Annotated in this window: 26 protein-coding genes; 23 read left to right on the forward strand and 3 right to left on the reverse strand. The window is 63.6% G+C overall.

Translation table 11 applies throughout. The annotated features are described in order from the left end of the window. The first annotated feature begins 40 nt into the window (after positions 1-40). From ABEH27_RS11525 to murB, 8 genes are all read left to right on the forward strand, one after another. Positions 41-2,254 carry a DNA internalization-related competence protein ComEC/Rec2 gene (locus ABEH27_RS11525; RefSeq protein WP_346613708.1) on the forward strand — a complete coding sequence of 738 codons (2,214 nt, stop codon included), beginning with the start codon at positions 41-43 and terminating at the stop codon, positions 2,252-2,254. Between the two features lie 115 nt (positions 2,255-2,369). Beyond that, positions 2,370-3,005, forward strand: a complete 636-nt coding sequence (locus ABEH27_RS11530) for a MotA/TolQ/ExbB proton channel family protein (RefSeq protein WP_028614013.1) — start codon at positions 2,370-2,372, stop codon at positions 3,003-3,005. Beyond that, positions 3,002-3,436 (forward strand): biopolymer transporter ExbD, encoded by a 435-nt coding sequence (locus ABEH27_RS11535; RefSeq protein WP_346613709.1) that lies wholly within the window; start codon positions 3,002-3,004, stop codon positions 3,434-3,436. Before ABEH27_RS11530 ends, ABEH27_RS11535 begins: the two co-directional genes overlap by 4 nt. Further along, entirely contained in the window at positions 3,436-4,446 is a 1,011-nt protein-coding gene (lpxK, locus tag ABEH27_RS11540) for a tetraacyldisaccharide 4'-kinase (protein ID WP_346613710.1), read from the forward strand. Before ABEH27_RS11535 ends, lpxK begins: the two co-directional genes overlap by 1 nt. Positions 4,447-4,488: 42 nt before the next feature. Further along, positions 4,489-4,674 carry a Trm112 family protein gene (locus tag ABEH27_RS11545; protein ID WP_003247142.1) on the forward strand — a complete coding sequence of 62 codons (186 nt, stop codon included), beginning with the start codon at positions 4,489-4,491 and terminating at the stop codon, positions 4,672-4,674. Then, positions 4,671-5,435, forward strand: a complete 765-nt coding sequence (gene kdsB / locus ABEH27_RS11550; protein WP_346613711.1) for a 3-deoxy-manno-octulosonate cytidylyltransferase — start codon at positions 4,671-4,673, stop codon at positions 5,433-5,435. The genes ABEH27_RS11545 and kdsB overlap by 4 nt, the downstream gene beginning before the upstream one ends. Continuing rightward, positions 5,435-5,899 (forward strand): low molecular weight protein-tyrosine-phosphatase, encoded by a 465-nt coding sequence (locus ABEH27_RS11555; RefSeq protein WP_346613712.1) that lies wholly within the window; start codon positions 5,435-5,437, stop codon positions 5,897-5,899. Before kdsB ends, ABEH27_RS11555 begins: the two co-directional genes overlap by 1 nt. Then, the gene (murB, locus tag ABEH27_RS11560) at positions 5,896-6,915 is read left to right on the forward strand and encodes a UDP-N-acetylmuramate dehydrogenase (protein WP_346613713.1); all 1,020 of its coding nucleotides are present in this window, start codon (positions 5,896-5,898) and stop codon (positions 6,913-6,915) included. Before ABEH27_RS11555 ends, murB begins: the two co-directional genes overlap by 4 nt. A gap of 99 nt (positions 6,916-7,014) precedes the next feature. Here murB and rne read toward each other — a convergent pair whose 3' ends face one another. Beyond that, a complete protein-coding gene (rne, locus tag ABEH27_RS11565; protein ID WP_346613714.1) occupies positions 7,015-10,305 on the reverse strand; it encodes a ribonuclease E in 3,291 nt (1,096 codons plus the stop codon). An 811-nt stretch (positions 10,306-11,116) separates the two neighbouring features. On the opposite strand from rne, the gene rluC reads away from it, so the two are divergent. From rluC to ABEH27_RS11580, 3 genes are read left to right on the forward strand one after another with little or no spacing between them, the layout of a single operon-like run. Next, complete coding sequence (rluC, locus tag ABEH27_RS11570) at positions 11,117-12,073, forward strand: 23S rRNA pseudouridine(955/2504/2580) synthase RluC (protein WP_346613715.1); 957 nt, start codon at positions 11,117-11,119, stop codon at positions 12,071-12,073. Between the two features lie 3 nt (positions 12,074-12,076). Continuing rightward, positions 12,077-12,757 (forward strand): HAD family hydrolase, encoded by a 681-nt coding sequence (locus ABEH27_RS11575; protein WP_346613716.1) that lies wholly within the window; start codon positions 12,077-12,079, stop codon positions 12,755-12,757. 2 nt (positions 12,758-12,759) lie between these two features. Continuing rightward, positions 12,760-13,749: a S49 family peptidase gene (locus ABEH27_RS11580; RefSeq protein ID WP_346613717.1), complete on the forward strand. Its 990-nt coding sequence runs from the start codon at positions 12,760-12,762 to the stop codon at positions 13,747-13,749. A 38-nt stretch (positions 13,750-13,787) separates the two neighbouring features. Here the strand turns inward: ABEH27_RS11580 and ABEH27_RS11585 are convergent, their stop codons facing one another. Then, complete coding sequence (locus ABEH27_RS11585; protein ID WP_346613718.1) at positions 13,788-14,366, reverse strand: nucleoside triphosphate pyrophosphatase; 579 nt, start codon at positions 14,364-14,366, stop codon at positions 13,788-13,790. Between the two features lie 96 nt (positions 14,367-14,462). Between ABEH27_RS11585 and ABEH27_RS11590 the strand changes: the two genes are divergently transcribed. From ABEH27_RS11590 to ABEH27_RS11645, 12 genes are all read left to right on the forward strand, one after another. Beyond that, positions 14,463-14,990 carry a YceD family protein gene (locus tag ABEH27_RS11590; protein WP_346613719.1) on the forward strand — a complete coding sequence of 176 codons (528 nt, stop codon included), beginning with the start codon at positions 14,463-14,465 and terminating at the stop codon, positions 14,988-14,990. Positions 14,991-15,003: 13 nt separating this feature from the next. After that, on the forward strand, positions 15,004-15,186 hold the full coding sequence (gene rpmF, locus ABEH27_RS11595; RefSeq protein WP_346613720.1) for a 50S ribosomal protein L32: 183 nt from the start codon (positions 15,004-15,006) through the stop codon (positions 15,184-15,186). 3 nt (positions 15,187-15,189) lie between these two features. Continuing rightward, positions 15,190-16,200: a phosphate acyltransferase PlsX gene (gene plsX, locus ABEH27_RS11600; protein WP_346613721.1), complete on the forward strand. Its 1,011-nt coding sequence runs from the start codon at positions 15,190-15,192 to the stop codon at positions 16,198-16,200. 127 nt (positions 16,201-16,327) lie between these two features. After that, a complete protein-coding gene (gene fabD, locus ABEH27_RS11605; RefSeq protein ID WP_346613722.1) occupies positions 16,328-17,266 on the forward strand; it encodes an ACP S-malonyltransferase in 939 nt (312 codons plus the stop codon). Positions 17,267-17,282: 16 nt separating this feature from the next. Beyond that, positions 17,283-18,023, forward strand: a complete 741-nt coding sequence (gene fabG / locus ABEH27_RS11610) for a 3-oxoacyl-ACP reductase FabG (protein WP_346613723.1) — start codon at positions 17,283-17,285, stop codon at positions 18,021-18,023. Positions 18,024-18,226: 203 nt separating this feature from the next. Then, entirely contained in the window at positions 18,227-18,463 is a 237-nt protein-coding gene (gene acpP, locus ABEH27_RS11615; RefSeq protein WP_346613724.1) for an acyl carrier protein, read from the forward strand. 173 nt (positions 18,464-18,636) lie between these two features. Next, the gene (fabF, locus tag ABEH27_RS11620; RefSeq protein WP_346613725.1) at positions 18,637-19,881 is read left to right on the forward strand and encodes a beta-ketoacyl-ACP synthase II; all 1,245 of its coding nucleotides are present in this window, start codon (positions 18,637-18,639) and stop codon (positions 19,879-19,881) included. Beyond that, positions 19,881-20,696 (forward strand): aminodeoxychorismate lyase, encoded by an 816-nt coding sequence (gene pabC, locus ABEH27_RS11625; protein WP_346613726.1) that lies wholly within the window; start codon positions 19,881-19,883, stop codon positions 20,694-20,696. The genes fabF and pabC overlap by 1 nt, the downstream gene beginning before the upstream one ends. A 4-nt stretch (positions 20,697-20,700) precedes the next feature. After that, positions 20,701-21,864 (forward strand): endolytic transglycosylase MltG, encoded by a 1,164-nt coding sequence (gene mltG, locus ABEH27_RS11630; protein ID WP_346613727.1) that lies wholly within the window; start codon positions 20,701-20,703, stop codon positions 21,862-21,864. 9 nt (positions 21,865-21,873) lie between these two features. After that, the gene (gene tmk / locus ABEH27_RS11635) at positions 21,874-22,506 is read left to right on the forward strand and encodes a dTMP kinase (protein WP_346613728.1); all 633 of its coding nucleotides are present in this window, start codon (positions 21,874-21,876) and stop codon (positions 22,504-22,506) included. Beyond that, positions 22,499-23,485 (forward strand): DNA polymerase III subunit delta', encoded by a 987-nt coding sequence (locus ABEH27_RS11640; protein WP_346613729.1) that lies wholly within the window; start codon positions 22,499-22,501, stop codon positions 23,483-23,485. Before tmk ends, ABEH27_RS11640 begins: the two co-directional genes overlap by 8 nt. A 31-nt stretch (positions 23,486-23,516) precedes the next feature. Beyond that, positions 23,517-24,299 carry a TatD family hydrolase gene (locus tag ABEH27_RS11645; protein ID WP_346613730.1) on the forward strand — a complete coding sequence of 261 codons (783 nt, stop codon included), beginning with the start codon at positions 23,517-23,519 and terminating at the stop codon, positions 24,297-24,299. Between the two features lie 237 nt (positions 24,300-24,536). Here the strand turns inward: ABEH27_RS11645 and ABEH27_RS11650 are convergent, their stop codons facing one another. Next, on the reverse strand, positions 24,537-25,670 hold the full coding sequence (locus ABEH27_RS11650) for an aminotransferase class V-fold PLP-dependent enzyme (protein WP_346613731.1): 1,134 nt from the start codon (positions 25,668-25,670) through the stop codon (positions 24,537-24,539). Positions 25,671-25,722 lie beyond the last annotated feature (52 nt).

Genomic DNA, 25,722 nt, shown 5'->3' on the forward strand with positions numbered 1-25,722 from the left:
TATGCCTCTCTAAGCGATTGTGCTTCGGGAGCTCTACCTCATGCGCACAGGGATGTTTGCGCTCGCGCTCGGGCTGCTGTGCCTAGGCTTTCTCCCCGTATTGCCATCGGTCGGATGGTTGCTGGCGCTGGCGGCCTTCGCTGTCGTTAGCCTGTTTTCCCGCGCTTGGCCGTTGGGCTGCTTTCTGCTGGGCCTGTGTTGGGCCTGCTGGTCTGCTCAGAACGCCCTGGATGATCGCCTGGCTGCCGGCCTGGATGGCCGCACCTTGTGGCTGGAGGGGCGGGTGGTTGGCTTGCCAGCCCGAACGGCGCAAGGCGTGCGTTTCGAGCTGGAGGCAGCACACTCGCGGCGGGCCGAGCTGCCGCAAAGGTTGCAACTGAGTTGGTTCGACGGGCCGCCGCTGCGCGCGGGTGAGCATTGGCGGCTGGCCGTGACCTTGCAGCGTCCGGCCGGGCTGCTCAACCCACATGGGCCCGATCGGGAGGCGCAACTGCTGGCACGGCGGGTGGGCGCCACCGGTACGGTAAAAACCGGGCAGCTACTGGCGCCGGTGACCGGTGGTTGGCGCGATGCGCTGCGCCAGCGCTTGCTGGCGATCAAAGCCAATGGCCGGGAGGCCGCATTGGTGGCACTGGTGCTTGGTGACGGCGCCGGCCTGGCCCGCGAGGACTGGCAGACGCTGCAGGCCACCGGCACGGTGCACCTGCTGGTGATTTCTGGCCAGCACATTGGCCTGGTGGCCGGTTTGCTGTACGGCTTGGTCGCCGGACTGGCACGTTGGGGGCTGTGGCCTGCAAGGTTGCCGTGGCTGCCGTGGGCGTGTGGCCTGGCCATGGTGGCGGCGCTGGCTTACGGCTGGCTGGCCGGTGCTGGTGTGCCGGTGCAGCGTGCCTGCCTGATGTTGGCGGTCGTGTTGCTGTGGCGCCTGCGCTTTCGCCACCTCGGCGCAATGTTGCCGCTATTGCTGGCGCTGGTCGCGGTGCTGCTGGTCGAACCGCTGGCGGCGCTGCTGCCTGGGTTCTGGCTGTCGTTTGCCGCCGTGGCCACGCTCCTCTATTGCTTCAGTGGCCGCTTGGGTGGTTGGCGACCCTGGCAGGCCTGGACGCGTGCGCAGTGGGTCATTGCCATTGGTTTGCTACCGGTGCTGCTGGCTACAGGCTTGCCGGTGAGCCTGAGTGCGCCGCTGGCGAATCTTGTAGCGGTGCCATGGGTCAGCCTGGCGGTGTTGCCGTTAGCGTTGCTGGGCACGCTGTTGCTGCCGCTGGGCGGGATAGGGGAGGCGCTGCTGTGGCTGGCGGGCGGCCTTCTGGATGGGCTGTTCCGGCTGCTGGCGCTGGTGGCCCAGCAGCGCCCGGCTTGGGTGCCGCCGGCTCTGCCGTTGTGGGCCTGGCTGCTGGTGTGTCTGGGCGCTCTGTTGGTTTTGCTGCCCCGTGGTGTGCCGTTGCGCGGGTCGGGAGGGCTGATGCTGCTGGCCCTGTGGGTGCCCAGGGAGCCGGTGCCGCTCGGGCAGGTCGAGGTCTGGCAGCTGGACGTTGGCCAGGGCCTGGCGGTGTTGGTGCGTACCCGGCATCACAACCTGCTGTACGACGCCGGGCCAGCCAGAGGCGAAAGCGACCTGGGCGAGCGGGTGGTGCTGCCGACCCTGCGTAAGCTGGGGGTGGGCAGCCTGGACCTGATGGTGATCAGCCATGCGCATGCCGACCATGCGGGTGGTGCTGCGGCCATAGAGCGTGGTCTGCCGGTCAGGCGGCTGATCGGCGGGGAAGCGCTGGAGCATGTGCCATTGCAGCCTTGCGCCAGTGGCGAACAATGGGACTGGGATGGGGTGCGCTTTTCGCTGTGGCGCTGGGCGCAGGGACAAAGCAGCAATGATCGCTCCTGTGTGCTGTTGGTAGAGGCGCAGGGCGAGCGCTTGCTGCTGGCGGGGGATATGGAAGCTGCTGCCGAACGGGCCTGGCTGGCGGACACCGAAGCGCCGCGTATCGACTGGTTGCAGGCACCGCACCATGGCAGCCGCAGTTCGTCCACCGAAGCGTTCATCCGGGCTACCGCTGCGCGTGGGGTATTGATCTCGCGAGGGCGCAACAACAGCTTCGGGCACCCGCATGTTCAGGTGATGGAGCGTTATCAGCGGCATGGGCTGGCGGTGCATGACACGGCGGTGGAGGGGGCGTTGCGGGTGGTGCTGGGGCGGTATGGGGAGGTTGAAGGTATGAGGGGGCAGCGGCGGTTTTGGCGGGTTCGAGCTGAGTGAGGGGGATGCTGGCATGCACCTCCCAGCTCTGCACGCCAATTCCCTGACCTTCGGCAGATGAGGCCCCTGCGCGCGTATGGTAGAGTGGCGGCCTTTTTCCAAAGGGGCGTTTACTGTGTGGGAATTGGTCAAGTCCGGTGGTTGGATGATGCTGCCGATCATTCTGAGTTCCATCGCTGCCATGGCTATCGTCGTCGAGCGCCTGTGGACCCTGCGCGCCAGTCGCGTTACCCCGCCGCACCTGCTGGGCCAGGTATGGATGTGGATCAAGGACAAGCAACTTACCAGTGACAAGCTCAAGGCCTTGCGCGCCGATTCGCCGTTGGGTGAGATCCTTGCGGCGGGCCTGGCCAACTCGCGCCATGGCCGCGAAATCATGAAAGAGTGCATCGAGGAGGCCGCCTCGCGTGTCATCCACGAGCTCGAGCGCTACATCAGCACCCTCGGCACCATTGCCGCCATGGCTCCGCTGCTTGGCCTGCTGGGCACCGTGCTGGGCATGATCGACATCTTCAGTGCCTTCATGGGCTCGCAGATGACTGCCAACGCCTCGGTACTGGCCGGCGGTATCTCCAAGGCGCTGGTGACCACTGCAGCCGGCCTGATGGTGGGTATTCCGGCGGTGTTCTTCCACCGCTTCCTGCTGCGCCGCATCGATGAGCTGGTGGTGGGCATGGAGCAAGAGGCGATCAAGCTGGTGGAAGTCATCCAGGGCGACCGCGAAGTCGAAGTGGCCGGAGGCAAGGCGTGAAGTTTCGGCGCAATCGCCAGCGGGAGAACGTCGACATCAACCTCGCGTCGCTGATCGACGTGGTGTTCGTCCTGCTGCTGTTCTTCGTGGTCACCACCACCTTTACCCGCGAAACCCAGCTGCGCGTCGAGCTGCCCGAGGCCGCCAGTGCCGAGCAGCCGTCAGCCGACCAGGACAAGCTGGTGGAAGTCACCATCAGCGCCGACGGGGTGTATTCGGTGAACAACCACCTGCTGCCCAAGAGCGACCTGGCTACCCTGACCGAGGCGATCGAGCGTGAGTCCGGTGGCGACAACAAGCTGCCGCTGGCGATCAGTGCCGACGGCAAAACCCCGCACCAGGCCGTGATCACTGCAATGGATGCCGCCGGCAAGCTCGGCTTCAGCCACTTGCGCATGACCACCGTCGAGGCAGCCCAGGGGACACCTTGATGGCGCTTGCCGACCGTCTGCTTGCCGCCTGGTACGCCGGGCACCCGGCCCTGGCCCTGCTGCGCCCGCTCGAGGCACTGTACCGCCGCGTGGTGCTGCGCAAACGCGCGCGTTTTCTCAATGGTGAAAGTGCCAGCTACCGTGCCCCGGTGCCGGTCATCGTGGTGGGGAACATCACTGTCGGGGGTACCGGCAAGACACCGATGATCCTCTGGCTGATCGAGCATTGCCGCCGTCAGGGGCTGAAGGTCGGTGTGGTCAGCCGTGGTTATAGCGCCAAACCACCGCAGTTCCCCTGGCGCGTCGAGGCGCAGCAGGGTGCCGAACAGGCCGGCGATGAACCCTTGCTGATCGTCCAGCGCACGGGCGTGCCGCTGATGATCGACCCGGACCGTTCCCGCGCCGTGCAAGCCCTGCTGGCCAGTGAACCGCTGGACCTGATCCTGTGCGATGACGGCATGCAGCACTACCGCCTGGCGCGTGATCTTGAGTTGGTGCTGATCGACGCCGCCCGCGGCCTGGGCAACGGCCGTTGCCTGCCAGCCGGGCCGCTGCGCGAGCCGGCCGAGCGCCTGCAGGCGGCTGATGCGGTGCTGTTCAACGGAGCCAGCGGCGATCGCCCCGAGGGTTTTGCCTTGCGCCTGCAGCCCAGTGCCTTGGTCAACCTGCGCAGCGGTGAGCGCCGCGCGCTCGACCATTTCCCTGCAGGCCAGCGCCTGCACGCGGTTGCCGGCATCGGCAACCCGCAACGTTTCTTCAATACCCTGCTGGGGCTAAACTGGCAGCCGGTGCCGCACCCGTTTGCCGACCACGCACAGTTCAGCGCGCAAAGCCTTGCGTTCAGCCCGCCGCTGCCGCTGGTGATGACCGAGAAGGATGCGGTGAAATGCCGGGCCTTCGCCGCCGATGACTGGTGGTACCTGGCCGTTGAAGCACAGCCTGGGCCAGCCTTCAGCGCCTGGTTCGACAGCCAGCTGCAACGCTTGCTGCCAGGGCACCTAACGCCCTGAGCCCTATTCAATTTCCGGCCACCTGGCCTCAAGGAAGCTTTCATGGACACCAAACTGCTCGATATCCTCGCCTGCCCGATCACCAAGGGCCCGCTCAAGCTCAGCGCTGACAAGACCGAGCTGATCAGCAAGGGCGCAGGCCTGGCCTACCCGATCCGCGACGGCATCCCGGTGATGCTGGAAAGCGAGGCGCGTACCCTGACCGACGACGAGCGTCTGGACAAATGAGCCTGAATTTCACCGTGGTCATTCCTGCCCGGCTGCGTTCCACGCGCCTGCCAGGCAAACCGTTGCTGCTGATCGCTGGCAAGCCGATGGTCCAGCACGTCTGGGAGCAGGCGCGCAAGAGCGGCGCCAGCCGTGTGGTCATCGCCACCGACGACGCCAGTATTTTCAAGGCCTGCCAGGCCTTTGGCGGTGAAGTGCTGATGACCCGCGTCGACCATGAGTCGGGCACCGACCGCCTGGCCGAAGTGGCCGCGCAGCTCGGTTTGAGCGCCGATGAGATCGTGGTCAACGTGCAAGGTGACGAGCCGTTGATTCCGCCGGTAATCATCGACCAGGTCGCCGCCAACCTGGCCGCGCACCCGCATGCCGGTATCGCCACTCTGGCCGAGCCGATCCATGACCCGGAAACCGTGTTCAACCCCAACGCGGTCAAGGTTGTCAGCGACAAGAACGGTCTGGCCTTGACCTTCAGCCGTGCGCCACTGCCGTGGGCGCGCGATGCCTTCGCCAACAAGCGTGATCAACTGCCCGAGGGTGTGCCGTATCGTCGCCACATCGGCATGTACGCTTACCGTGTCGGCTTCCTCCAGGACTTCGTCAGCTGGGGGCCGTGCGGGCTCGAGCAGACCGAGGCACTGGAGCAGTTGCGGGCGCTGTGGCACGGCGTGCGTATCCATGTAGAAGACGCCATCGAGGCGCCGGCCGTGGGTGTCGACACACAGGAAGACCTGGAGCGCGTCCGGCGCTTGCTGGAGGCCTGATGCGCGTCCTGTTCGTTTGCCTGGGCAATATCTGCCGTTCGCCCACCGCCGAGGGTGTGCTGCGCCATCAGCTGCAGGCTGCTGGCCTGGGCGATCAGGTTCACGTGGCCTCCGCCGGTACCGGTGACTGGCACGTGGGCAAGGCGCCCGACAGCCGTACCTGCAAGGCCGCGCTGGCGCGGGGGTATGACCTTTCGCAGCAGCGCGCCCAGCAGGTCAAGGCGGCGCATTTTGCCGAGTACGACCTGATTCTGGCCATGGATGAAAGCAACCTGAACCACCTGCGCGCCATGCGCCCGCACACTGCGCAGGGCGAACTCGACCTGTTCCTGCGTCGTTATGGCGCTGCCCTCGATGAGGTCCCAGACCCGTACTACGGGGGGGCTGACGGCTTCGAGCAGGTACTCGACCTGGTCGAGGCGGCCTGCCGTGAGCTGGTCGTGGAAATCAAGGGGCGGTTATGACGGCGCGCTGGCAGGAGCAGGTTTCGCTCAAGCCTTACAACACCTTCGGCATCGATGTGAAAGCCCGCTATTTCACCCAGGCACACAACGACGATGAGCTGCGTGAGGCATTGTCGCAGGCGCGCCAGCGTGGGGTTGCGGTGCTGGTGATGGGGGGTGGCAGCAACCTGCTGCTGACCCGTGATGTCGATGCACTGGTGCTGCACGTGGCCAGCCGCGGTCGCCGGGTGCTCAGCGATGATGCGGGCCGGGTGGTGGTCGAGGCTGAAGCCGGTGAGCCTTGGCACCCGTTCGTGCAGTGGTCGCTGCAGCAAGGCTTCTGCGGCCTGGAGAACCTCAGCCTGATCCCTGGAACCGTGGGTGCTGCGCCGATGCAGAACGTGGGCGCCTACGGGGTCGAGATCAAGGATGTATTTGCCGGGCTGACGGCGCTTGATCGGGAGACCGGCGAGCTGCGTGATTTCAGCCTGGAGGATTGCGCTTTCGGTTACCGCGACAGCCTGTTCAAGCGTAACCCTGGGCGCTGGTTGATTCTGCGTGTGCGGTTTGCCTTGAGCCATAGCCTGCAGGCCCATCTGGACTACGGCCCGGTGCGTCAACGCCTGGCCGAACAGGGCGTGCAGGCACCGACTGCGCAGGCCATCAGCGATGCCATTTGCAGTATTCGCCGTGAGAAGCTGCCAGACCCCGCCGAGCTGGGTAATGCCGGCAGCTTTTTCAAGAACCCGGTGGTGCCCGCTGATCAGGTGGTGCGCATTCGCGCGGCGTATCCAGGGGTGGTGGCGTATCCCCAGGGTGATGGCTGGGAGAAGCTGGCGGCAGGCTGGCTGATCGAGCAGGCGGGGTGGAAGGGCTATCGTGATGGCGATGCCGGGGTGCACCGTTTGCAGTCGTTGGTGCTGGTCAACCATGGCCAGGCGAGCGGGGCGCAGTTGCATGCCCTGGCGCAGCGCATCCAGGCGGATATCCTGGCGAAGTTCGGGGTTGAGCTGGAGATGGAGCCCAACCTGTACTGAGCCTCCTGCAGGAGCAGGCGCCGACACTGATAAAAAAGCCCGCCAAGAAAAAGCCCCGCCAGTTCGCACTGGCGGGGCTTTTTCATTCAGCCGTGGCTATCAACCGTGATGAGGCTTGTGCTCATCGGCGGTTTCCAGCGCTGGCTCGGCGGCGGCAGCTTCCTGCGCAGCCTTGGCGGCAGCTTCGGCTTCACGCTTGCGGCGACGCACTTCACGTGGGTCGTTAGGCGCGCGGCCGTTTGCCAGCATCACGGTAGCGGCTTCGACCACGGCCGGTGTTTCGACCGGGGCGGGCTCGGCAACCACAGGTGCTACCTCGGCAGCGACAGGTGCTGGTTCGACAGCGGCTTCAGGCTGAGCTTCGACGACCGGAGCAGGTTGCTCGGCAGCCGGCGCTTGTTCGACGACAACTGGAGCTTTCTCGGCTTCACCGGCCTCGACGGCTGGCGCTTCGACCGCGGCCTCGACAGGTACCTGGGTAGCGACAACTGGCTCAGCTGCTGGGGCTTCTTCGACCACAGGCTGCGGCGCTACTTCGACCACAGGCTCGGCAGTCACTTCAACCGCGGCGACTGGCTCGCTGACCGGCTGCTCAACCACGGGCGCGATGGCAACGTCTTCAGCCTGGGCAACAGGTTCAACCTGCTCGGCAACTTGCGCAACTTCGCTGTTGTCGGTGGCAGCCGTTTCGGCGCTGGCGCGTTCGGCTTGCTGGTTGGCTTCGGCTTCGGCACCGGCACTGATGTTGCTGGTGGCGACTGCGGCGGTGACGGCCAGGCCGGCGGCCAGTTCGGCACCCAGCTCGGTAGCCTGGTGCTGTTGTGGTTGCTCCTCGCTGCCTTCTTCGTCGCTGCCGTCGATCAGGTCACCATTGGCATTGCGCTGGCGCTCACGACGGTTGCTGCGACGACGCTGGCCACGGGAGCGGCGGCGTGGACGTTCGTCATCCGAACCTTCCTGCTCGTCCTGCTGCAGCTCTTCGTTTGGCAGTTGCTCTTCGGCAAGCTCGGCAGCTTTTTCTGCGGCCTGTTCGGCTTCGAGCGGCTGACGTTCTTCGCGGGCAGGGCGTGGCTGGCGTTCTTCACGTGGGGCGCGCTCTTCGCGAGGTGCGCGTTCTTCACGTGGCGCGCGCTCTTCGCGAGGTACGCGTTCTTCACGTGGCGCGCGCTCTTCGCGAGGTGCGCGTTCTTCACGTGGAGCACGCTCTTCGCGAGGTGCACGCTCTTCGCGTGGGGCACGTTCTTCACGCGGTGCACGCTCTTCGCGAGGTGCGCGTTCTTCCCGTGGCGCGCGCTCTTCGCGGGCTACCGGTGCTGCGTCCAGAGGTTCGCGCAGTTCGCGGACGCGTTCCTCGCGGTTGCCGCGGCGGTCTTCGCGTGGCTGGCGTGGTGCGCGTTCCTCGCGAGGTGCGCGCTCTTCACGGGGTGCGCGTTCTTCGCGTGGGGCACGTTCTTCACGAGGGGCGCGCTCTTCGCGTGGCGCACGTTCTTCGCGTGGCGCACGTTCTTCGCGCGGGGCGCGTTCTTCACGTGGCTTGCGCTCTTCGTCACGACGGCCGTTGCGGTTGCGGCTCTGCTGGCGGCCGTTGCGACGCTCTTCGTTGCGTTGAGTGCGCTCGGCAGCTGGCTTCTCGGCAGCGACGACAGGCGCGGCGGCAGGCTCTTCCTTGCCTGCGAACAGGCTGACCAGCGACTTCACCAGGCCTTTGAACAGGCTTGGCTCCGGCACGCTTGGTGCTGGCGCTGCAGGCGCAGCAGGCTGTTGCTCTTCTGCGGCGCTCGGTACCGGCGCATTGGTGCGCGGCGGGGCAGTCTTGACGGCAGCTTCCTGGCGAACCAGGGTGCGCGTGGCGGCCTGCTGCGGCACTTCTTCGGTTTCGGTGGCGGCGATTTCGTAGCTGGACTGGTTGTTCAGCACTTCGGGGTTGTCGTCGCGCAGGCGCTGGACTTCGAAGTGCGGGGTTTCCAGGTGATCGTTCGGCAGAATGATGATGCGCGCACGGGTGCGCAGCTCGATCTTGGTGATCGAGTTGCGCTTCTCGTTGAGCAGGAACGCGGCCACCGGGATCGGCACCTGGGCACGCACCTCGGCGGTACGGTCCTTCAGGGCTTCTTCTTCGATCAGGCGCAGGATTGCCAGCGACAGCGACTCGACGTCACGGATGATGCCGGTGCCCGAGCAGCGTGGGCAGACGATACCGCTGCTTTCGCCCAGCGATGGGCGCAGGCGCTGGCGGGACATTTCCAGCAGGCCGAAGCGCGAGATGCGGCCAACCTGGACGCGGGCGCGGTCGGCCTCGAGGCACTCGCGCACACGCTCTTCGACGGCGCGCTGGTTCTTCGCCGGGGTCATGTCGATGAAGTCGATGACGATCAGGCCGCCGATGTCACGCAGGCGCAGCTGGCGGGCGATTTCTTCGGCCGCTTCCAGGTTGGTCTGCAGGGCGGTTTCCTCGATGTCGCTGCCTTTGGTGGCGCGCGCCGAGTTGATGTCGATGGATACCAGGGCTTCGGTCGGGTCGATCACGATCGAGCCGCCGGACGGCAGGTCGACGACGCGCTGGAAGGCGGTTTCGATCTGGCTTTCGATCTGGAAGCGGTTGAACAGCGGCACGCTGTCTTCGTACAGCTTGACCTTGCTGGCGTACTGCGGCATCACCTGGCGGATGAAGGTCAGGGCTTCTTCCTGGGCATCGATGCTGTCGATGAGCACTTCGCCGATGTCCTGGCGCAGGTAATCGCGGATGGCGCGGATGATGACGTTGCTTTCCTGGTAGATCAGGAACGGCGCGGCACGGTCCAGGGACGCTTCCTTGATGGCGGTCCACAGCTGCAGCAGGTAGTCGAGGTCCCACTGCATTTCTTCGCTGCTGCGGCCAAGGCCGGCAGTGCGCACGATCAGGCCCATGTCGCCCGGCACGGTCAGGCCGTTGAGGGCTTCACGCAGCTCGTTGCGCTCTTCGCCTTCGATGCGGCGGGAGATGCCGCCTGCGCGCGGGTTGTTCGGCATCAGCACCAGGTAGCGGCCAGCCAGGCTGATGAAGGTGGTCAGGGCGGCGCCTTTGTTGCCGCGCTCTTCCTTCTCGACCTGGACGATGACTTCCTGGCCTTCGCTCAGGACTTCCTTGATGTTGACGCGGCCTTCAGGGGTTTTCTTGAAGTATTCGCGGGAGATTTCCTTCAGCGGCAGGAAGCCGTGACGTTCGGAGCCGAAGTCGACGAAGGCGGCTTCGAGGCTGGGCTCGATCCGGGTGATCTTGCCTTTGTAGATGTTGGCCTTTTTCTGCTCACGCGCACCGGACTCGATGTCCAGGTCGTAGAGACGTTGGCCGTCCACCAGGGCTACACGCAACTCTTCGGGTTGAGTTGCGTTAATCAGCATTCTTTTCATGTTGTACCGTCGGTTTCCGGGCTGCCGGAAACGGCGTTCGGCACACACGACTTCTCATGGTCGGTGCCAAGGTGCGCAAAGGGTGGCCGGGCCACCCCCGTGTCGAGCAACGTTCGGCACCAGCCGGTTGCCCAGCCTGCCGTTGTCGCGACGACGCGTCCTGTTTGCTGCGGTGCCAAGAGGCCCCTGCGGTATCTGCAGAGATATCCGAATCGATATCCGAATCAACCCAGCAGGCCTCGTGCACTCAGTCAGGAGGAGGAATCAACCGTCAGCCGTGGACGCCCGAGGGGCATCTGTTCAGGACCTTATCCGCTCGCCGGCCATTCACTGGGCCGGTGGCCGGACGCGGTGCTACACGGTCCGAGGGCTGTGCATCTCCACCCTGCACGTATCCCTGATAATTCGGGTGCTGCCGCGCGCTGAATCCGCAACGGGTTGCATTTTTCGCCAGCGCTGGTTTGGCGCTGACGCCATTCATGTCCAAGGCAGGTATTTCCGAAGTATTCGCCGTGCGTTGCGTGGAAGCGACGGGCGGGCAGAGGTACAGCGAAAAGAATCGGGTAAGCAGGTGAAACACCGCACTTGTCGTTTTTTTTCGGTCTTCTCTACACAGCGCTGGTGGCGATTCCAGGCAATTCGGTAAACTGGCGAAAACCCCGTAGGACGGCCTCGCGTCCTGCAGAATTGCGTAGGTCAGGGACCGGCTAAGGGCCTGGTGCCGCTGGCCTGCCGCTTTTGGCGGCGTTCGCGACTATAGCAGCAATGATTAAGTGCTTCAATTCCATAAAAAATTGTTATCATTCCCGCCATGACGACCAATACCCCTCCGACTTCCGGCGTGCAGCTGATCGAAGTCGCGCCGGAGCTTGCCGGCCAACGCATCGACAATTTCCTTATCACGGCGCTCAAAGGCGTGCCCAAGACGCTGGTCTACCGCATCCTGCGCAAAGGCGAGGTGCGGGTCAACAAGGGCCGCGTCAAACCTGAGTACAAGATCCAGGCCGGCGACATCGTGCGCGTGCCGCCTGTGCGCTTGCCTGAGCGCGACGAGCCGGCGCCGGTGGCCCAAGGGCTGCTGCAGCGCCTGGAAGCCGCCATTGTCTACGAAGACAAGGCGCTGATCGTGATGAACAAACCTTCTGGCATTGCCGTGCATGGCGGCAGCGGCCTGAGCTTTGGTGTGATCGAGGCGCTGCGCCAGCTGCGCCCGGACGCCAAGGAGCTGGAGCTGGTGCACCGCCTGGACCGTGACACGTCGGGCCTGCTGATGATCGCCAAAAAGCGCAGCATGCTGCGCCACCTGCACGCCGCCTTGCGCGGCGATGGCGTTGACAAGCGCTACATGGCGTTGGTGCGCGGCCATTGGCCTACCGCCAAAAAGCAGGTCAATGCGCCGCTGCTCAAGAGCAACCTGCGCTCAGGCGAGCGCATGGTCGAGGTGAATGACGAAGGCAAGGAAGCGCTGACCCTGTTCCGCGTGCTGCGCCGTTTCGGTGAGTTCGCCACTATTGTCGAGGCGCGGCCGATCACTGGGCGTACCCACCAGATCCGCGTGCACGCGCTGCACGCCGGCCACATGATCGCCGGCGACAGCAAATACGGCGATGAAGACTTCAGTCGCGAGATTCGCGAGCTGGGTGGCAAGCGCTTGTTCCTGCATGCCTATGCCCTGACCGTGCCGCTGCCCGATGGGGGTGAGCTCAAGCTGGAAGCGCCGGTGGATGAGGTGTGGGCAAAAACCGTGGAACGTCTGAGTGCGACCTGATTCATGAAAAAGCCTTATGAGCTGCTGATCTTCGACTGGGACGGCACGCTGGCCGACTCGATTGGCCGTATCGTCGAAGCGATGAATGCCGCCGCCGAGCGGGCAGGCGAGGCGCCAAGCCCTGAAGCAGCGGTCAAGGGCATCATCGGCCTGGCCCTCGGTGAAGCTATCTCGACCCTGTATCCTCACCTCGATACCGTGCAGGTCGAAGCCTTCCGTCAGCACTATGCCAACATCTATATGGCGCTCGATCAGCAGCCTTCGCCGCTGTTCGAGGGTGTGGTCGAATCGCTGGATGCCTTCCGGGCCGAGGGCTATCGCCTGGCGGTGGCGACCGGCAAGGCGCGCCGCGGGCTCGACCGGGTGCTCAAGGCTAATGGGTGGGAGCAATTCTTCGACATCACTCGGGCTGCCGACGAAACCCGTGGCAAGCCGCACCCGCTGATGCTCGAGGAGATCCTCACGCACTGTGGCGTCGAACCTGGCCGAGCGGTGATGGTCGGAGATTCGGCGTTCGATCTGCAGATGGCCAGCAATGCCGGTATGCATTCGGTGGCGGTGGGTTATGGGGCCATGTCGCTTCAGGCATTGTCCGAATTCGGTCCGCAAGTGTGCATCGATCATTTTTCCCAGCTGCGCGAGTGGCTGGGTGGTTCTGCGCAAATCCAAATCCAAGGTAGGTGAGCATGGCTGAAGAGTGGAAGGCACCTGAGTCTGAACCCGAAGAGCGCGAAGAGCGCAAAAGCTGGAAGCTGCTGGAGAAGACCCTGCTGGCCGGTGTCCAGGAGCAGCGCCGGGCGCGGCGCTGGGGGATTTTCTTCAAGCTGCTGACCTTCGTCTACCTGTTCGGCATGTTGGCGCTGTTCCTGCCGTTCACGGACATGGACAAGGCCGCCTCGCGCAGTACCAACCATACGGCGCTGGTAGAGGTGCGCGGGGTTATCGCCGACCAGGAGGCCGCCAGTGCCGACAACCTGGTCAAGAGCCTGCGCGAAGCGTTCAAGGACCCCAAGACCAAAGCGGTGATCATGCGTATCAACAGTCCGGGCGGCAGCCCGGTGCAGGCGGGTTACGTGTATGACGAAATCCGCCGGCTGCGCGCCGAGTATCCGGCTATCAAGCTGTATGCGGTGATTGCCGACCTGGGTGCGTCTGGCGCTTATTACATTGCCAGTGCGGCCGACGAGATCTATGCCGACAAGGCCAGCCTGGTGGGCTCCATTGGTGTGACCGCGGCCGGTTACGGTTTTGTTGGGTCGATGGAGAAGCTGGGTGTCGAGCGGCGTACCTACACCGCGGGTGAGCACAAGGCGTTCCTGGATCCGTTCTCGCCGGAGAAGCCGGAAGAGCGTGCGTTCTGGCAGGGTGTGCTGAATACCACGCATCAGCAGTTCATTGCCATGGTCAAGCAGGGCAGGGGTGATCGCCTGAAGGATAAGGAGCATCCCGAGTTGTTCAGCGGCCTGGTGTGGTCTGGCGAGCAGGCCAAGGCGCTTGGCCTGGTGGATGGGCTGGGCAGTGCCAGCTACGTGGCGCGTGAGGTTGTGGGGGAGAAGGAGCTGGTCGATTTCACCGTTCAGGAATCGCCGTTCGATCGCTTCTCCAAGCGCATTGGTGCCAGTGTGGCGGAGCATCTGGCCCTGTACATGGGGCTTCAGGGCCCCACTCTGCGCTGATATGCGTTATGGGGCCGCCAGTCGGCCCCATCTTTATATCAAGGGATCACCACGCCCTCTGCGGTCAGCATATCCACCAGCCGAATCAGCGGCAGGCCGATCAGGCTGGTGGCATCGCACCCGTGGGTGCTCTTGAACAAGCTCACGCCGAGCCCTTCGGCCTTGAAGCTACCTGCGCAATCGAGCGGCTGTTCTGCGGTCACGTAGCGCTCCACCCGCTCCCGGTCCAGTTCCCGCATCGTCACGGTAAACGGCACGCAATCGACCTGGCATTGCCCTGTGGCGCTGTTTAGCAGCGCCAGGCCGGTCAGAAAGGTAACTTGCTGCCCGCTGGCCTCGAGCAACTGCTCGCAGGCGCGCTCAAAGCTATGGGGCTTACCGAGGATCTGTTCACCCAGTACCGCGACTTGGTCGGAGCCGATGATCAAGTGCCCTGGATGGCTGCTGGCCAGTGCTTCGGCCTTTTGCTGTGCCAGGCGCCGCACCAGTGCCGTGGCGGGCTCGTTATCCAGGCGCCGCTCGTCTAGATCGGGGCTTGCGCAGGTAAAAGGCAGGCGCAGGCGTGCGAGCAGTTCGCGCCGATAAGGTGAGCTGGAAGCCAGCAGCAAAGGCAGCATGGTAGACTCCTGTTGAAGTAACCCAAATTCTAACATGCAAGATGCCGCCTAATTTCCTTTGACAGAGGCGGGGGGCATCCCTAGAATGCTGCGCCTATGTTGAATGACCCGATTCCACCTCACGTTGACCCGCGCAAATTAGCCGATCGTGGCGTAACCCTTAATGGTTCGCTGCAACTCGCTGATTTGGAAAGACTCTGCGACCCGCTTTCCGACAATGTCGGTACGGTGCAGGCGAAGTTCGATTTTGAACGAGACGAACAGCACGTTGTGGTTATCCACAGCGAACTGGATGTCGAAGTCAAAATGGTTTGCCAGCGTTGTCTTGAGCTGGTCACCCTGCCGATTCACAGCGAATGTTCATACGCTGTGGTGAAGGAGGGTGCGAATACCCAGTCGTTGCCGAAAGGCTATGACGTGCTGGAACTGGGCGAAGATCCATTGGATCTGCAGGCCTTGATCGAGGAGGAGCTTCTGCTCGCCTTGCCCATTGTGCCTGCTCATCATCCGGAAGAATGCCAGCAGCCGGCGGGCGCAGACGAGCCCGATTCGAGCAAGGACGAGGTATCGCGGTCCAACCCGTTCAGTGTTTTGGCGCAGTTAAAGCGTGACCCAAACGTTTAGGAGTTAATCAATTATGGCTGTTCAGCAGAACAAAAAATCCCGCTCTGCCCGTGACATGCGTCGTTCGCACGACGCCCTGTCGGAAAACGCACTGTCGGTAGAAAAAACCACCGGTGAAATGCACCTGCGTCACCACGTTTCGCCAGAAGGCGTATACCGTGGTCGCAAAGTGATCGACAAGGGCGCTGACGAGTAATCCTTGTCCGCTCAGATCATCGCGATCGACGCAATGGGCGGGGACTTCGGTCCCCGCAGCATTGTCCAGGCTAGCATTGCCTGCCTTTCGGCTACCCCCTCGCTGCACCTGACCCTCGTCGGTCAACCCTCCCTTCTGGAAGATCTTGTCAGTGGCCTTGCGGCTACGGATCGCGCACGTCTGCAGATTGTTGCGGCGAGTGAGGTGATCGGTATGGACGAGCGGCCATCCCAGGCGTTGCGCGGCAAGCCGGACTCGTCGATGCGCATTGCCCTCGAGCTGGTGCGTGATGGCAAGGCTCAGGCCTGCGTCAGTGCCGGCAATACCGGTGCACTGATGGCGCTGTCGCGCTTTGTGCTCAAGACCCTGCCGGGCATCGATCGGCCGGCCATGGTGGCGGCTATCCCGACCCAGGCGGGTTACTGTCAGTTGCTCGACTTGGGTGCCAATGTCGACTGCAGCGCCGAGAATCTCTACCAGTTCGCCGTGATGGGCTCGGTGGCCGCCCAGGCCCTGGGTATTCATCGGCCGCGGGTGGCGTTGTTGAATATCGGTACCGAGGACATCAAGGGTAACCAGCAGGTCAAGCTGGCCGCCACACTGCTGCAGAATGCACGCGGCCTCAACTATGTCGGCTTCGTCGAAGGTGATGGCCTGTACCGCGGTGAAGCGGACGTGGTGGTGTGCGACGGCTTTGTCGGCAACATCCTGCTCAAATCCAGCGAAGGGCTGGCGACCATGATCGGCGCCCGCATCGAGAAGCTGTTCAAGGGTGGTGTGCTGGCGCGTGCTGCCGGGGCCATGGCCATGCCGTTGCTCAAGCGCCTGCAGGCCGACCTGGCGCCGGCGCGGCACAATGGTGCAAGTTTTCTCGGGTTGCAGGGTATCGTCATCAAGAGCCATGGCTCGGCCGGCGTGCAGGGGTTCCAGAGCGCCATTCAGCGCGCGCTGATCGAGATCCAGGAAAACCTGCCGCAGCGCCTGCATGGGCGCCTTGAAGACCTGTTGCCTTAGGCATTTCGCCGATGAAGTGCTTAAATGTGACCGCTTGGTCTGTGTTTCCATCCAAGTTTTCAGATTCTGCGTCTAGCCTCGGGCTCGGCGCACCCTATCCGACGACAAGATCATAAGGGCTTGTTCAATGTCTGCATCCCTCGCATTTGTCTTTCCCGGTCAAGGTTCCCAGTCGCTGGGCATGCTCAATGAACTCGGCGCCGAGAAGCCGGTAATCGTCGAGACCTTCAAGGAAGCGTCCGAAGCTCTGGGCTACGACCTGTGGAAGCTGGTCCAGGAAGGGCCGGAAGAGCAACTCAATCAAACCGACAAGACCCAGCCGGCGATCCTCACTGCCTCCATCGCGCTGTGGCGCCTGTGGCTGGAGGAGGGCGGCGCGAAGCCGGCCTTCGTTTCCGGCCACAGCCTGGGTGAGTACAGTGCGTTGGTCGCGGCTGGCAGCCTGTCGCTCAAAGATGCAGTGAAGCTGGTCAAGCGCCGCGGCGAACTGATGCAAGAGGCTGTGCCTGCCGGTCACGGTGCCATGGCCGCGATTCTTGGGCTTGACGACGCAGTCGTTGTCGATATCTGTGCCAAGGCTGCCGAAGACGAAGTGGTCAGCGCAGTGAATTTCAACTCCCCAGGCCAGGTCGTGATCGCCGGTAACAAGGCGGCGGTAGACCGCGCCATGGCGCTGTGCAAAGAGGCCGGTGCCAAGCGCGCGCTGCCTCTGGCGGTCAGCGTGCCGTCGCACTGCGCACTGATGAAGCCGGCTGCCGAGCGTTTTGCCGAATCGGTCAACGCCATCGAATGGAAGGCCCCACAGATTCCGGTGGTGCAGAACGTCACCGCCGCCATCGCCGCCGACCTCGATGCGCTCAAGCATGACTTGCTAGCGCAGCTGTACCAGCCGGTACGCTGGGTCGAATGCGTGCAGACGCTCGCCGCAAATGGCGCGGTCAACCTGGTCGAGTGCGGCCCGGGCAAGGTGCTGGCTGGCCTGAACAAGCGTTGCGCCGACGGCGTGACCACCTACAACCTCAATACCCCTGACGCCGTCGCCGCCACCCGCGCGGCGCTGGCCTGAATTTGGAGAAGCTTGCATGAGCCTGCAAGGTAAAGTTGCACTGGTTACCGGCGCCAGCCGTGGTATCGGCCAGGCCATCGCCCTTGAGCTGGGCCGCCAGGGCGCGACCGTGATCGGCACCGCCACCTCGGCCTCCGGTGCCGAGCGTATCGCCGCCACCCTCAAAGAGCACAGCATCACCGGTACCGGCATGGAGCTGAACGTGACCAGCGCCGAGTCCGTCGAAGCGGTGCTGGGCGCCATTGGCGAACAGTTCGGTGCGCCGACCATTCTGGTCAACAACGCCGGCATCACCCGCGACAACCTGATGCTGCGCATGAAGGACGACGAGTGGTTCGACGTGATCGACACCAACCTGAACAGCCTCTACCGTTTGTCCAAGGGCGTGCTGCGTGGCATGACCAAGGCGCGTTGGGGTCGTATCATCAGCATCGGCTCGGTCGTTGGTGCAATGGGTAACGCTGGCCAGGCCAACTACGCGGCCGCCAAGGCGGGCCTCGAAGGCTTCAGCCGCGCGCTGGCGCGTGAAGTGGGCTCGCGCGGTATCACCGTCAACTCGGTAACCCCGGGCTTCATCGACACCGACATGACCCGCGAACTGCCAGAAGCTCAGCGCGAAGCGCTGCAGACCCAGATTCCGCTGGGCCGCCTGGGCCAGGCTGACGAAATCGCCAAGGTGGTTTCCTTCCTGGCGTCCGACGGCGCAGCCTATGTCACCGGCGCTACTGTGCCGGTGAACGGCGGGATGTACATGTAATACTGCAACTCAATGTGACGGATTGCTTAAAAAAAGAGTCATACTCCGAGCCTAAAATCCGTTATAAAGCTGCAACCAGATTCCGGACAGAGGGTCGGGTGACTGAACTGAAGGTGTGTTCCGCTTGAAAAGCGAACGTCTTTCTATAAACTTGGTCACCGGCCAGCTGCCTGACATATGTCCATTAGGAGTGAAAACTAGGTATGAGCACCATCGAAGAACGCGTCAAGAAAATCGTCGCCGAGCAACTGGGCGTCAAGGAAGAGGAAGTGACCACCGAGAAGTCCTTCGTCGATGACCTGGGTGCCGATTCGCTTGACACCGTTGAGCTGGTGATGGCTCTGGAAGAGGAATTCGAGACCGAAATCCCTGACGAAGAAGCCGAGAAGATCACTACCGTTCAAGCTGCAATCGACTACGTCAACAGCCACAAGGCCTAAGACGCTGTAGTCGTCGCTTCTTGACGAGAAAAACCGCACTGCCTTTACCGGCGTGCGGTTTTTTCTTTGCGAACGCCCTGCGTCGATCTGCGGGCTTCGAGAGCCTGTTGCCATTTCATTCCATTGCCTGAATGCAATGGCAAGAGACTCTGTTATTAGAAAAGGAGAGTACTGTGTCGCGTAGACGCGTCGTGGTCACCGGTATGGGTATGCTGTCGCCACTGGGTACCGATGTACCGAGCACCTGGCAGGGCATTCTGGCTGGCCGCAGTGGCATTGGTCCGATCGAGCACACGGATCTGTCTGCCTACTCCACCCGTTTTGGCGGCTCGGTGAAGGGCTTCGAGGTTGAGCAGTACCTGTCGGCCAAGGAAGCTCGCAAGCTCGACCTGTTCATACAGTACGGCTTGGCGGCCGGTTTCCAGGCAGTGCGTAACGCCGGCCTGGAAGTCACTGACGCCAACCGTGAGCGCATCGGCGTGGCCATGGGCTCGGGCATTGGTGGCCTGACCAACATCGAAGAAACCAGCCGTACCTTGCACGAGCAGGGCCCGCGGCGTATTTCGCCGTTCTTCGTGCCGGGTTCGATCATCAATATGATTTCCGGTTTCCTGTCGATCCACCTGGGGCTGCAGGGGCCGAATTACGCCATTGCCACGGCCTGCACCACCGGTACGCACTGCATCGGTATGGCCGCGCGCAACATCGCCTACGGTGAAGCGGACGTGATGATCGCCGGTGGCGCCGAAATGGCGGCCTGCGGTCTCGGCATGGGCGGCTTCGGAGCTTCGCGCGCGTTGTCGACCCGCAACGATGAGCCAATGCGTGCCAGCCGTCCGTGGGACAAGGGCCGTGATGGCTTCGTGCTGTCTGACGGCGCCGGTGCCCTGGTGCTCGAAGAGCTGGAGCACGCCCAGGCTCGCGGTGCGACCATCTACGCCGAGCTGGTCGGCTTCGGCATGAGCGGTGATGCCTATCACATGACTTCGCCACCCGACAGCGGTGAAGGCGCTGCCCGCTGCATGGCCAACGCCCTGCGTGACGCCGGCGTTCAGCCAAATGAAGTCAGTTACATCAATGCCCACGGTACCTCGACCCCGGCTGGTGATATCGCCGAAGTCGCTGCGATCAAGCGTGTGTTCGGTGACCACGCCTACAAGCTGGCAGTCAGCTCGACCAAGTCGATGACCGGCCACCTGCTGGGCGCCGCTGGCGCGGTAGAGGCGATCTTCAGCGTGCTGGCAATCAACAGCCAGATGGCGCCGCCGACCATCAACCTCGATGAGCCGGATGAAGGGTGCGACCTCGACTTCGTGCCGCATCAGGCGCGCAGCATGCCGATCGACGTGGTGCTGTCCAACTCGTTCGGCTTTGGTGGCACCAACGGCTCGCTGGTGTTCCGCCGGTTCGCCGGTTGATGCACAGCTGGATCGACGGCCAGCCTGCGACTGCAGTCAACCTGCAGAACCGCGGCCTGGCCTATGGCGATGGCCTGTTCGAGACCATCGCTGTGCGCAATGGCCAGCCCAGCTTGCTGGATGGCCACTTGGCGCGCCTGGCACTGGGTTGTCAGCGCTTGGCAATCGACGCCGACCTGGCATTGGTGCGTGACGAAATTCTGCGCTATGCCAGCCAGCTCGGCGACGGTGTCGCCAAACTGATCCTCACCCGCGGCGACAGCCAGCGTGGCTACGCCCCGGTTGCCGGTGCCGCGCCGCGCCGTATCCTTCAGGGCAGCCCACTGCCCAGCTATCCTGCCGAACACGCAGAACACGGCGTGCGCCTGTTCCCTTGCCAGACCCGGCTTGGGGAACAACCCCTGCTGGCCGGCCTCAAACACCTCAACCGCCTGGAGCAAGTGCTGGCCCGTGCCGAATGGCAGGACAGCGAACATGCCGAGGGCCTGATGTGTGACGGGCAGGGCAGGGTGATCGAAGGCGTGTACAGCAATCTTTTCCTCGTGCGCGACGGCGTGCTGCTGACTGCCGAGCTCAGCCGCTGCGGCGTTGCCGGTGTGATGCGCGGCGCCTTGTTGCAGCAGGCTTACGCACTGGAAATCCGGGTGCAGGTGTGTGACTTGCCATTTGCAGCACTGGAGCAGGCAGACGAAGTGTTTCTCTGCAACAGTGTCTATGGCGTTTGGCCTGTGCGGGCATTTACTGCACTGAACTGGTCGCCGGGCCCGCTCACCCGTAAACTGCAGGCCGTTGCCCGTACGTTACTGGATACCTGAATTCGTGAGACGCAAATTCCTGCTGCTGCTGGAAATGGGGTTGATCCTGGCCGGCCTGGCTTTGGGCTGGTCGGCCTGGAAGGTCAACTCGGTGCTGGAGCAGCCGCTGCACGTGACGCAGGAGCGCCTGCTCGACGTGCCCAACGGCACCAACCCCAACCGCATGTTCTACCGCATGCAGAACGAGGGGTTGCTCGATGACGCCTTCTGGCTGCGCTTGTACTGGCGCTTCAACATGGCTGGCACGCCGCTGAAAACCGGTGAATACCGCATCACGCCTGGCATGACCGTGGAAGACCTGTTCGATGCCTGGCGCCGCGCTGACGTGGTGCAGTACAACTTGACCCTGGTCGAGGGCTGGACCTTCCGTCAGGTCCGTTCGGCGATCGCCAAGCATGAAAAGATCAAGCATACCCTCGACGGCCTTTCCGATTCGGAGGTCATGGACAAGCTCGGCCATACCGGGGTGTTCCCCGAGGGCCGCTTCTTCCCTGACACTTACCGCTTCGTGCGGGGCATGACGGATGCCGAGCTGCTGCAGCAGGCCTACATGCGCCTCGATGAAGTGCTGGCCAAGGAATGGGCCGAGCGCACCACCGACCTGCCGTACCGTGACCCTTACCAGGCACTGATCATGGCCTCGCTGGTGGAAAAAGAGACCGGCATCCCCCAGGAGCGCGGCCAGATCGCCGGCGTATTCGTGCGTCGCCTGCGGCTGGGCATGATGCTGCAGACTGACCCTACGGTGATCTACGGCATGGGTGAGCGCTACAACGGCAGGATCACCCGCGCCGACCTGCGTGAGCCAACCCCGTACAACACCTACACCATCAGTGGCCTTCCGCCCACGCCGATCGCCATGGTCGGGCGCGAGGCGATCCACGCTGCGCTCAACCCGTCCGATGGCACCAGCCTGTATTTCGTCGCCCGTGGCGATGGCAGCCATGTGTTCTCCGACGACCTTGACGATCACAACTCGGCGGTGCGCGAGTTTCAGCTCAAGCGGCGGGCCGACTACCGGTCCAGCCCGGCACCCCAGGTGCAAGAGGGTGCCGAGCAGGCGCCGGCTGAAGCGCCCCCCGCGCCGAGCGAACCTTCTGCAGACGACCCGGCACCGGCCAGCGAACCCGCCCCGGCCGAAACGCCGACGCCTGACGAACAACATTAAGGACTGCCTGTGAGCGGCTTGTTTATTACCCTTGAGGGCCCCGAAGGCGCGGGCAAGAGCACCAACCGCGACTACCTGGCCGCACGCTTGCGTGAGCAAGGGCTGGACGTGGTGTTGACCCGCGAGCCCGGCGGTACGCCGCTGGCCGAGAAGGTCCGTGAACTGCTGTTGGCACCGAGCGATGAAGCGATGGCGGCCGACACCGAGCTGCTGTTGGTGTTCGCCGCCCGTTCACAGCACCTGGCGCAGGTGATTCGCCCGGCGCTGGCCCGCAGTGCCGTGGTGCTGTGCGATCGCTTTACCGATGCCACCTACGCTTATCAGGGCGGTGGCCGTGGCTTGTCGGTCGAGCGTATCGCCACCCTTGAGCAATTCGTTCAGGGCGACCTGCGCCCAGACCTGACCCTGGTGTTCGACCTGCCGGTAGAGATCGGGTTGGCCCGTGCCGCCGCACGTGGCCGCCTGGACCGTTTCGAGCAGGAAGGCCAGGCCTTCTTCGAGGCCGTGCGCCAGGCCTACCTGCAGCGCGCCCAGCGCGAGCCGCAGCGCTACCAACTGCTGGATGCCGCGCAATCGCTGGAAGCCGTACAGCGCGCCATTGATGCACTGCTGCCTGGTATCCTGGAGCGTTGCCGTGGCTGAGGCCTACCCCTGGCAGCAGGCGCTTTGGCAGCAATTGGCGGGGCGTGCCCAGCATGCCCACGCCTATTTGCTGCACGGCCCGCAGGGTATCGGCAAGCGCGCCTTGGCCGAGCGCCTGATGGCAAGCCTGCTGTGCCAGCAGCCGCAAGGGCTGGATGCCTGCGGGCAGTGCAAGTCGTGTTTGCTGCTCAAGGCAGGCAGCCACCCGGATAACTTCGTGCTCGAGCCTGAAGAGGCAGACAAGCCGATCAAGGTCGACCAGGTGCGCGAACTGGTGTCCTTCGTGGTGCAGACCGCGCAGCTTGGCGGGCGCAAGGTGATCCTCATCGAACCGGTGGAGGCGATGAACGTCAACGCCTCCAACGCCTTGCTCAAAAGCCTGGAAGAGCCCTCCGGCAATACGGTGCTGCTGCTGGTGAGCCACCAGCCCAGCCGGTTGCTGCCGACCATCAAGAGCCGATGCCAGCAGGTCGTGTGCCCGCAGCCTAGCCTGGCCCAAAGCCAAGCCTGGCTGGCGACGGCGCTTGCCGACAACGACGAGGCCGAACGCGACGAGCTGCTGACGCTTGCCGCTGGCTCACCGTTGATGGCAGTGAAGCTGCAGGCTCAGGGCGTGCGCGAGCAGCGTACGCTCGTCACCGATGGGGTAAAGAAGCTGCTCAAGCAGCAGCAATCGCCCACGCAACTGGCAGAAGCCTGGAACAGCGTGCCATTGTTGTTGCTGTTCGACTGGTTCTGCGATTGGTCGCACCTGATCCTGCGTTATCAATTGACCCAGGACGAGGAGGGGCTAGGCTTGGCCGATATGCGCAAGGTGGTGCAATACCTTGCACAGAAGAGCCGGCAAGCCAAGGTGCTCGAAGTTCAGGCGTGGATCCTCGAGCAGCGCCAGAAGGTGCTGGGCAAGGCCAACCTCAACCGCGTCCTGCTGCTGGAAGCCTTGCTCGCCCATTGGGTGCAGCTGCCGGGTTCCCGCTGATTTCTCCATTTATTCACGTGTGCCGTCTCCCATGCTCGTAGATTCCCATTGCCACCTCGACCGTCTTGACCTCAGTGCCCACCAGGGCTCCCTCGATGCCGCCCTGCAGGCGGCGCGCGAGCGAGGGGTGGGGCATTTTCTGTGTATTGGCGTTAGCGCCGAAAATGCCGGTGCGGTGAAGGCGCTGAGCGAGCAGTACACCGATGTCGATTGTTCCGTGGGTATACACCCGCTCGACCTGGCGCCGGGCGAAACCCCGGCGCTGGAGTGGTTGTTGCGCGAACTGGCGCACCCGCATGTGGTGGCGATTGGTGAAACCGGGCTGGACTATCACTACGAGCCAGAGGCTGCCGAGCTGCAACAGGCGTCGTTCCGCTTGCACCTGGAAGCGTCGCGGCAGACCGGCAAGCCGGTGATCGTGCATACCCGCGCGGCCCGTGCGGACACCCTGGCGCTGCTGCGCGAAGCCAGCCTGCCCCAGGCCGGCGTGCTGCACTGCTTCACAGAAGACTGGGAGATGGCCAAGGCGGCGCTGGACCTGGGCTACTACATCTCGCTGTCCGGCATCGTCACCTTCCGCAATGCCGACGCGTTGCGCGAGGTGGCGCGGCAGGTGCCGGCAGACCGCCTGCTGGTTGAAACCGACTCGCCCTACCTGGCGCCCATTCCCTACCGTGGCAAGCCGAACCTGCCGCAGTATGTGCGGGAGGTGGCGGAGTATGTGGCATCGCTACGCGGCGTGAGTTACACACAGCTGGCCGAGCAGACCACCGCCAACTTCAAGCGCCTGTTCCCCCTGGCCCGGGTTGCCTGAGCACCCGCCGGGGCATTCGATCAGGCAAAAAAAACCCGGGTTCTGGGGGAGGAATCCGGGTTAAGACCATTAGGAGTAAAACAAAGGTACGCGGTCCCTGAGCACCTTTATCGGCGCGCCACTTGGGGGGGATGCGCCGCGCCAACACTTCAAGTATTGGTCAGGTTTGGCACAGTGCCAGTGCGTGCTGGTCGTTTTTTAAACAGATTTGGAATACGCCCGGTGTTCCTTCCTTCCTCAATGCATGGCAAGCCGTCTTACTTGCTGTACAGCTTCATCGATAAGCCGCTCATTGGTATAGAAATGTGGCGAAAAACGCACACCGGGGCCCCTCAGTGCGCAAATCGTGCTTTCAGCCGTCAAGCTGCGATGGATAGCGGCGCTGTCTTGCCCTGAAATGCTGAAAGTGACAATGCCCGCCCGCCGTTGCGCAGCCCCTGGGCTATGCAGTTGCACGCCATGAATATTCGCCAAGCCTTGGTACAACTGCTCGACCCGCTGTTGCAAAAGCCGGGCAACCTCATCCATGCCGATTTCCTCCAGCAATGACAGGCTTGCCTCCAGCGCACAGGCGCCGAGCATGTTCGGGCTGCCGCACTCGAAGCGCCGGGCGCTGCGCGCCGGTTGCCACTGGCGGCGCTCGAAGTCGCCCAAATGCTCCAGCATGTGCCAGCCATAGGCATTGAGCCTCAGTTGCGGGCGCACTGCGGCGCGGCAGTAGAAAAGGCCGAGGCCCTCGGGGCCAAGCATCCACTTGTGGCCGTCGGCCATGGCGAAATCGCACTGATAGTGCTGCACGTCGAAGGGCAGGGCGCCGATCTGCTGGATGGCATCGACGCAGAACAACACCTGGCGCACCCTGCAGCCCTCGCCGAGGCGCGCAAGGTCCAGGCGCAGGCCACTACCGAACTGTACGGCGCTGACTGCCAACAGGCGTGTGCGCGGGCCGCAGGCCGCCAGCAGCGAAGCTTCGGGGTCGGCGCCGGCCAGGCTCGCCTGAACCACCTCGACACCTCGATGGGCCAGCGCCTCCCACACCACCCGGTTGGAGGGGAATTCCTCGTCACTGATCACCACTTGGTCGCCGGCTTGCCAGTCGAGGCCGAATGCGACCAGAGAGAGCGCTTCGGATGTGTTCTTGACCAGTGCGATATCGCCGCGTGAAGGTGCATTGATCAGCCGCGCCAGGCGATCGCGCAGGCGCCGCTCGGTGGCCAGCCATGCCGGATAGTCGCTGGCACCCTGTTTGACGTTGTCTCGCGCAAAGCGCGCCACCGCGTCGCTGGCCCGCCGTGGCCAAGGGGCGATGGCCGCATGGTTCAGGTAACGCAGCCCCGGCGCCTGGTCGAACTCATCATGAAACATAGACATGGTTGGATGATCCGTGCAATTTGCTGCAAGTTAGGCATAATAAACCGCTTCA

Source organism: Pseudomonas sp. P39-UII1 (assembly GCF_039672635.1).
GTDB lineage: Bacteria > Pseudomonadota > Gammaproteobacteria > Pseudomonadales > Pseudomonadaceae > Aquipseudomonas.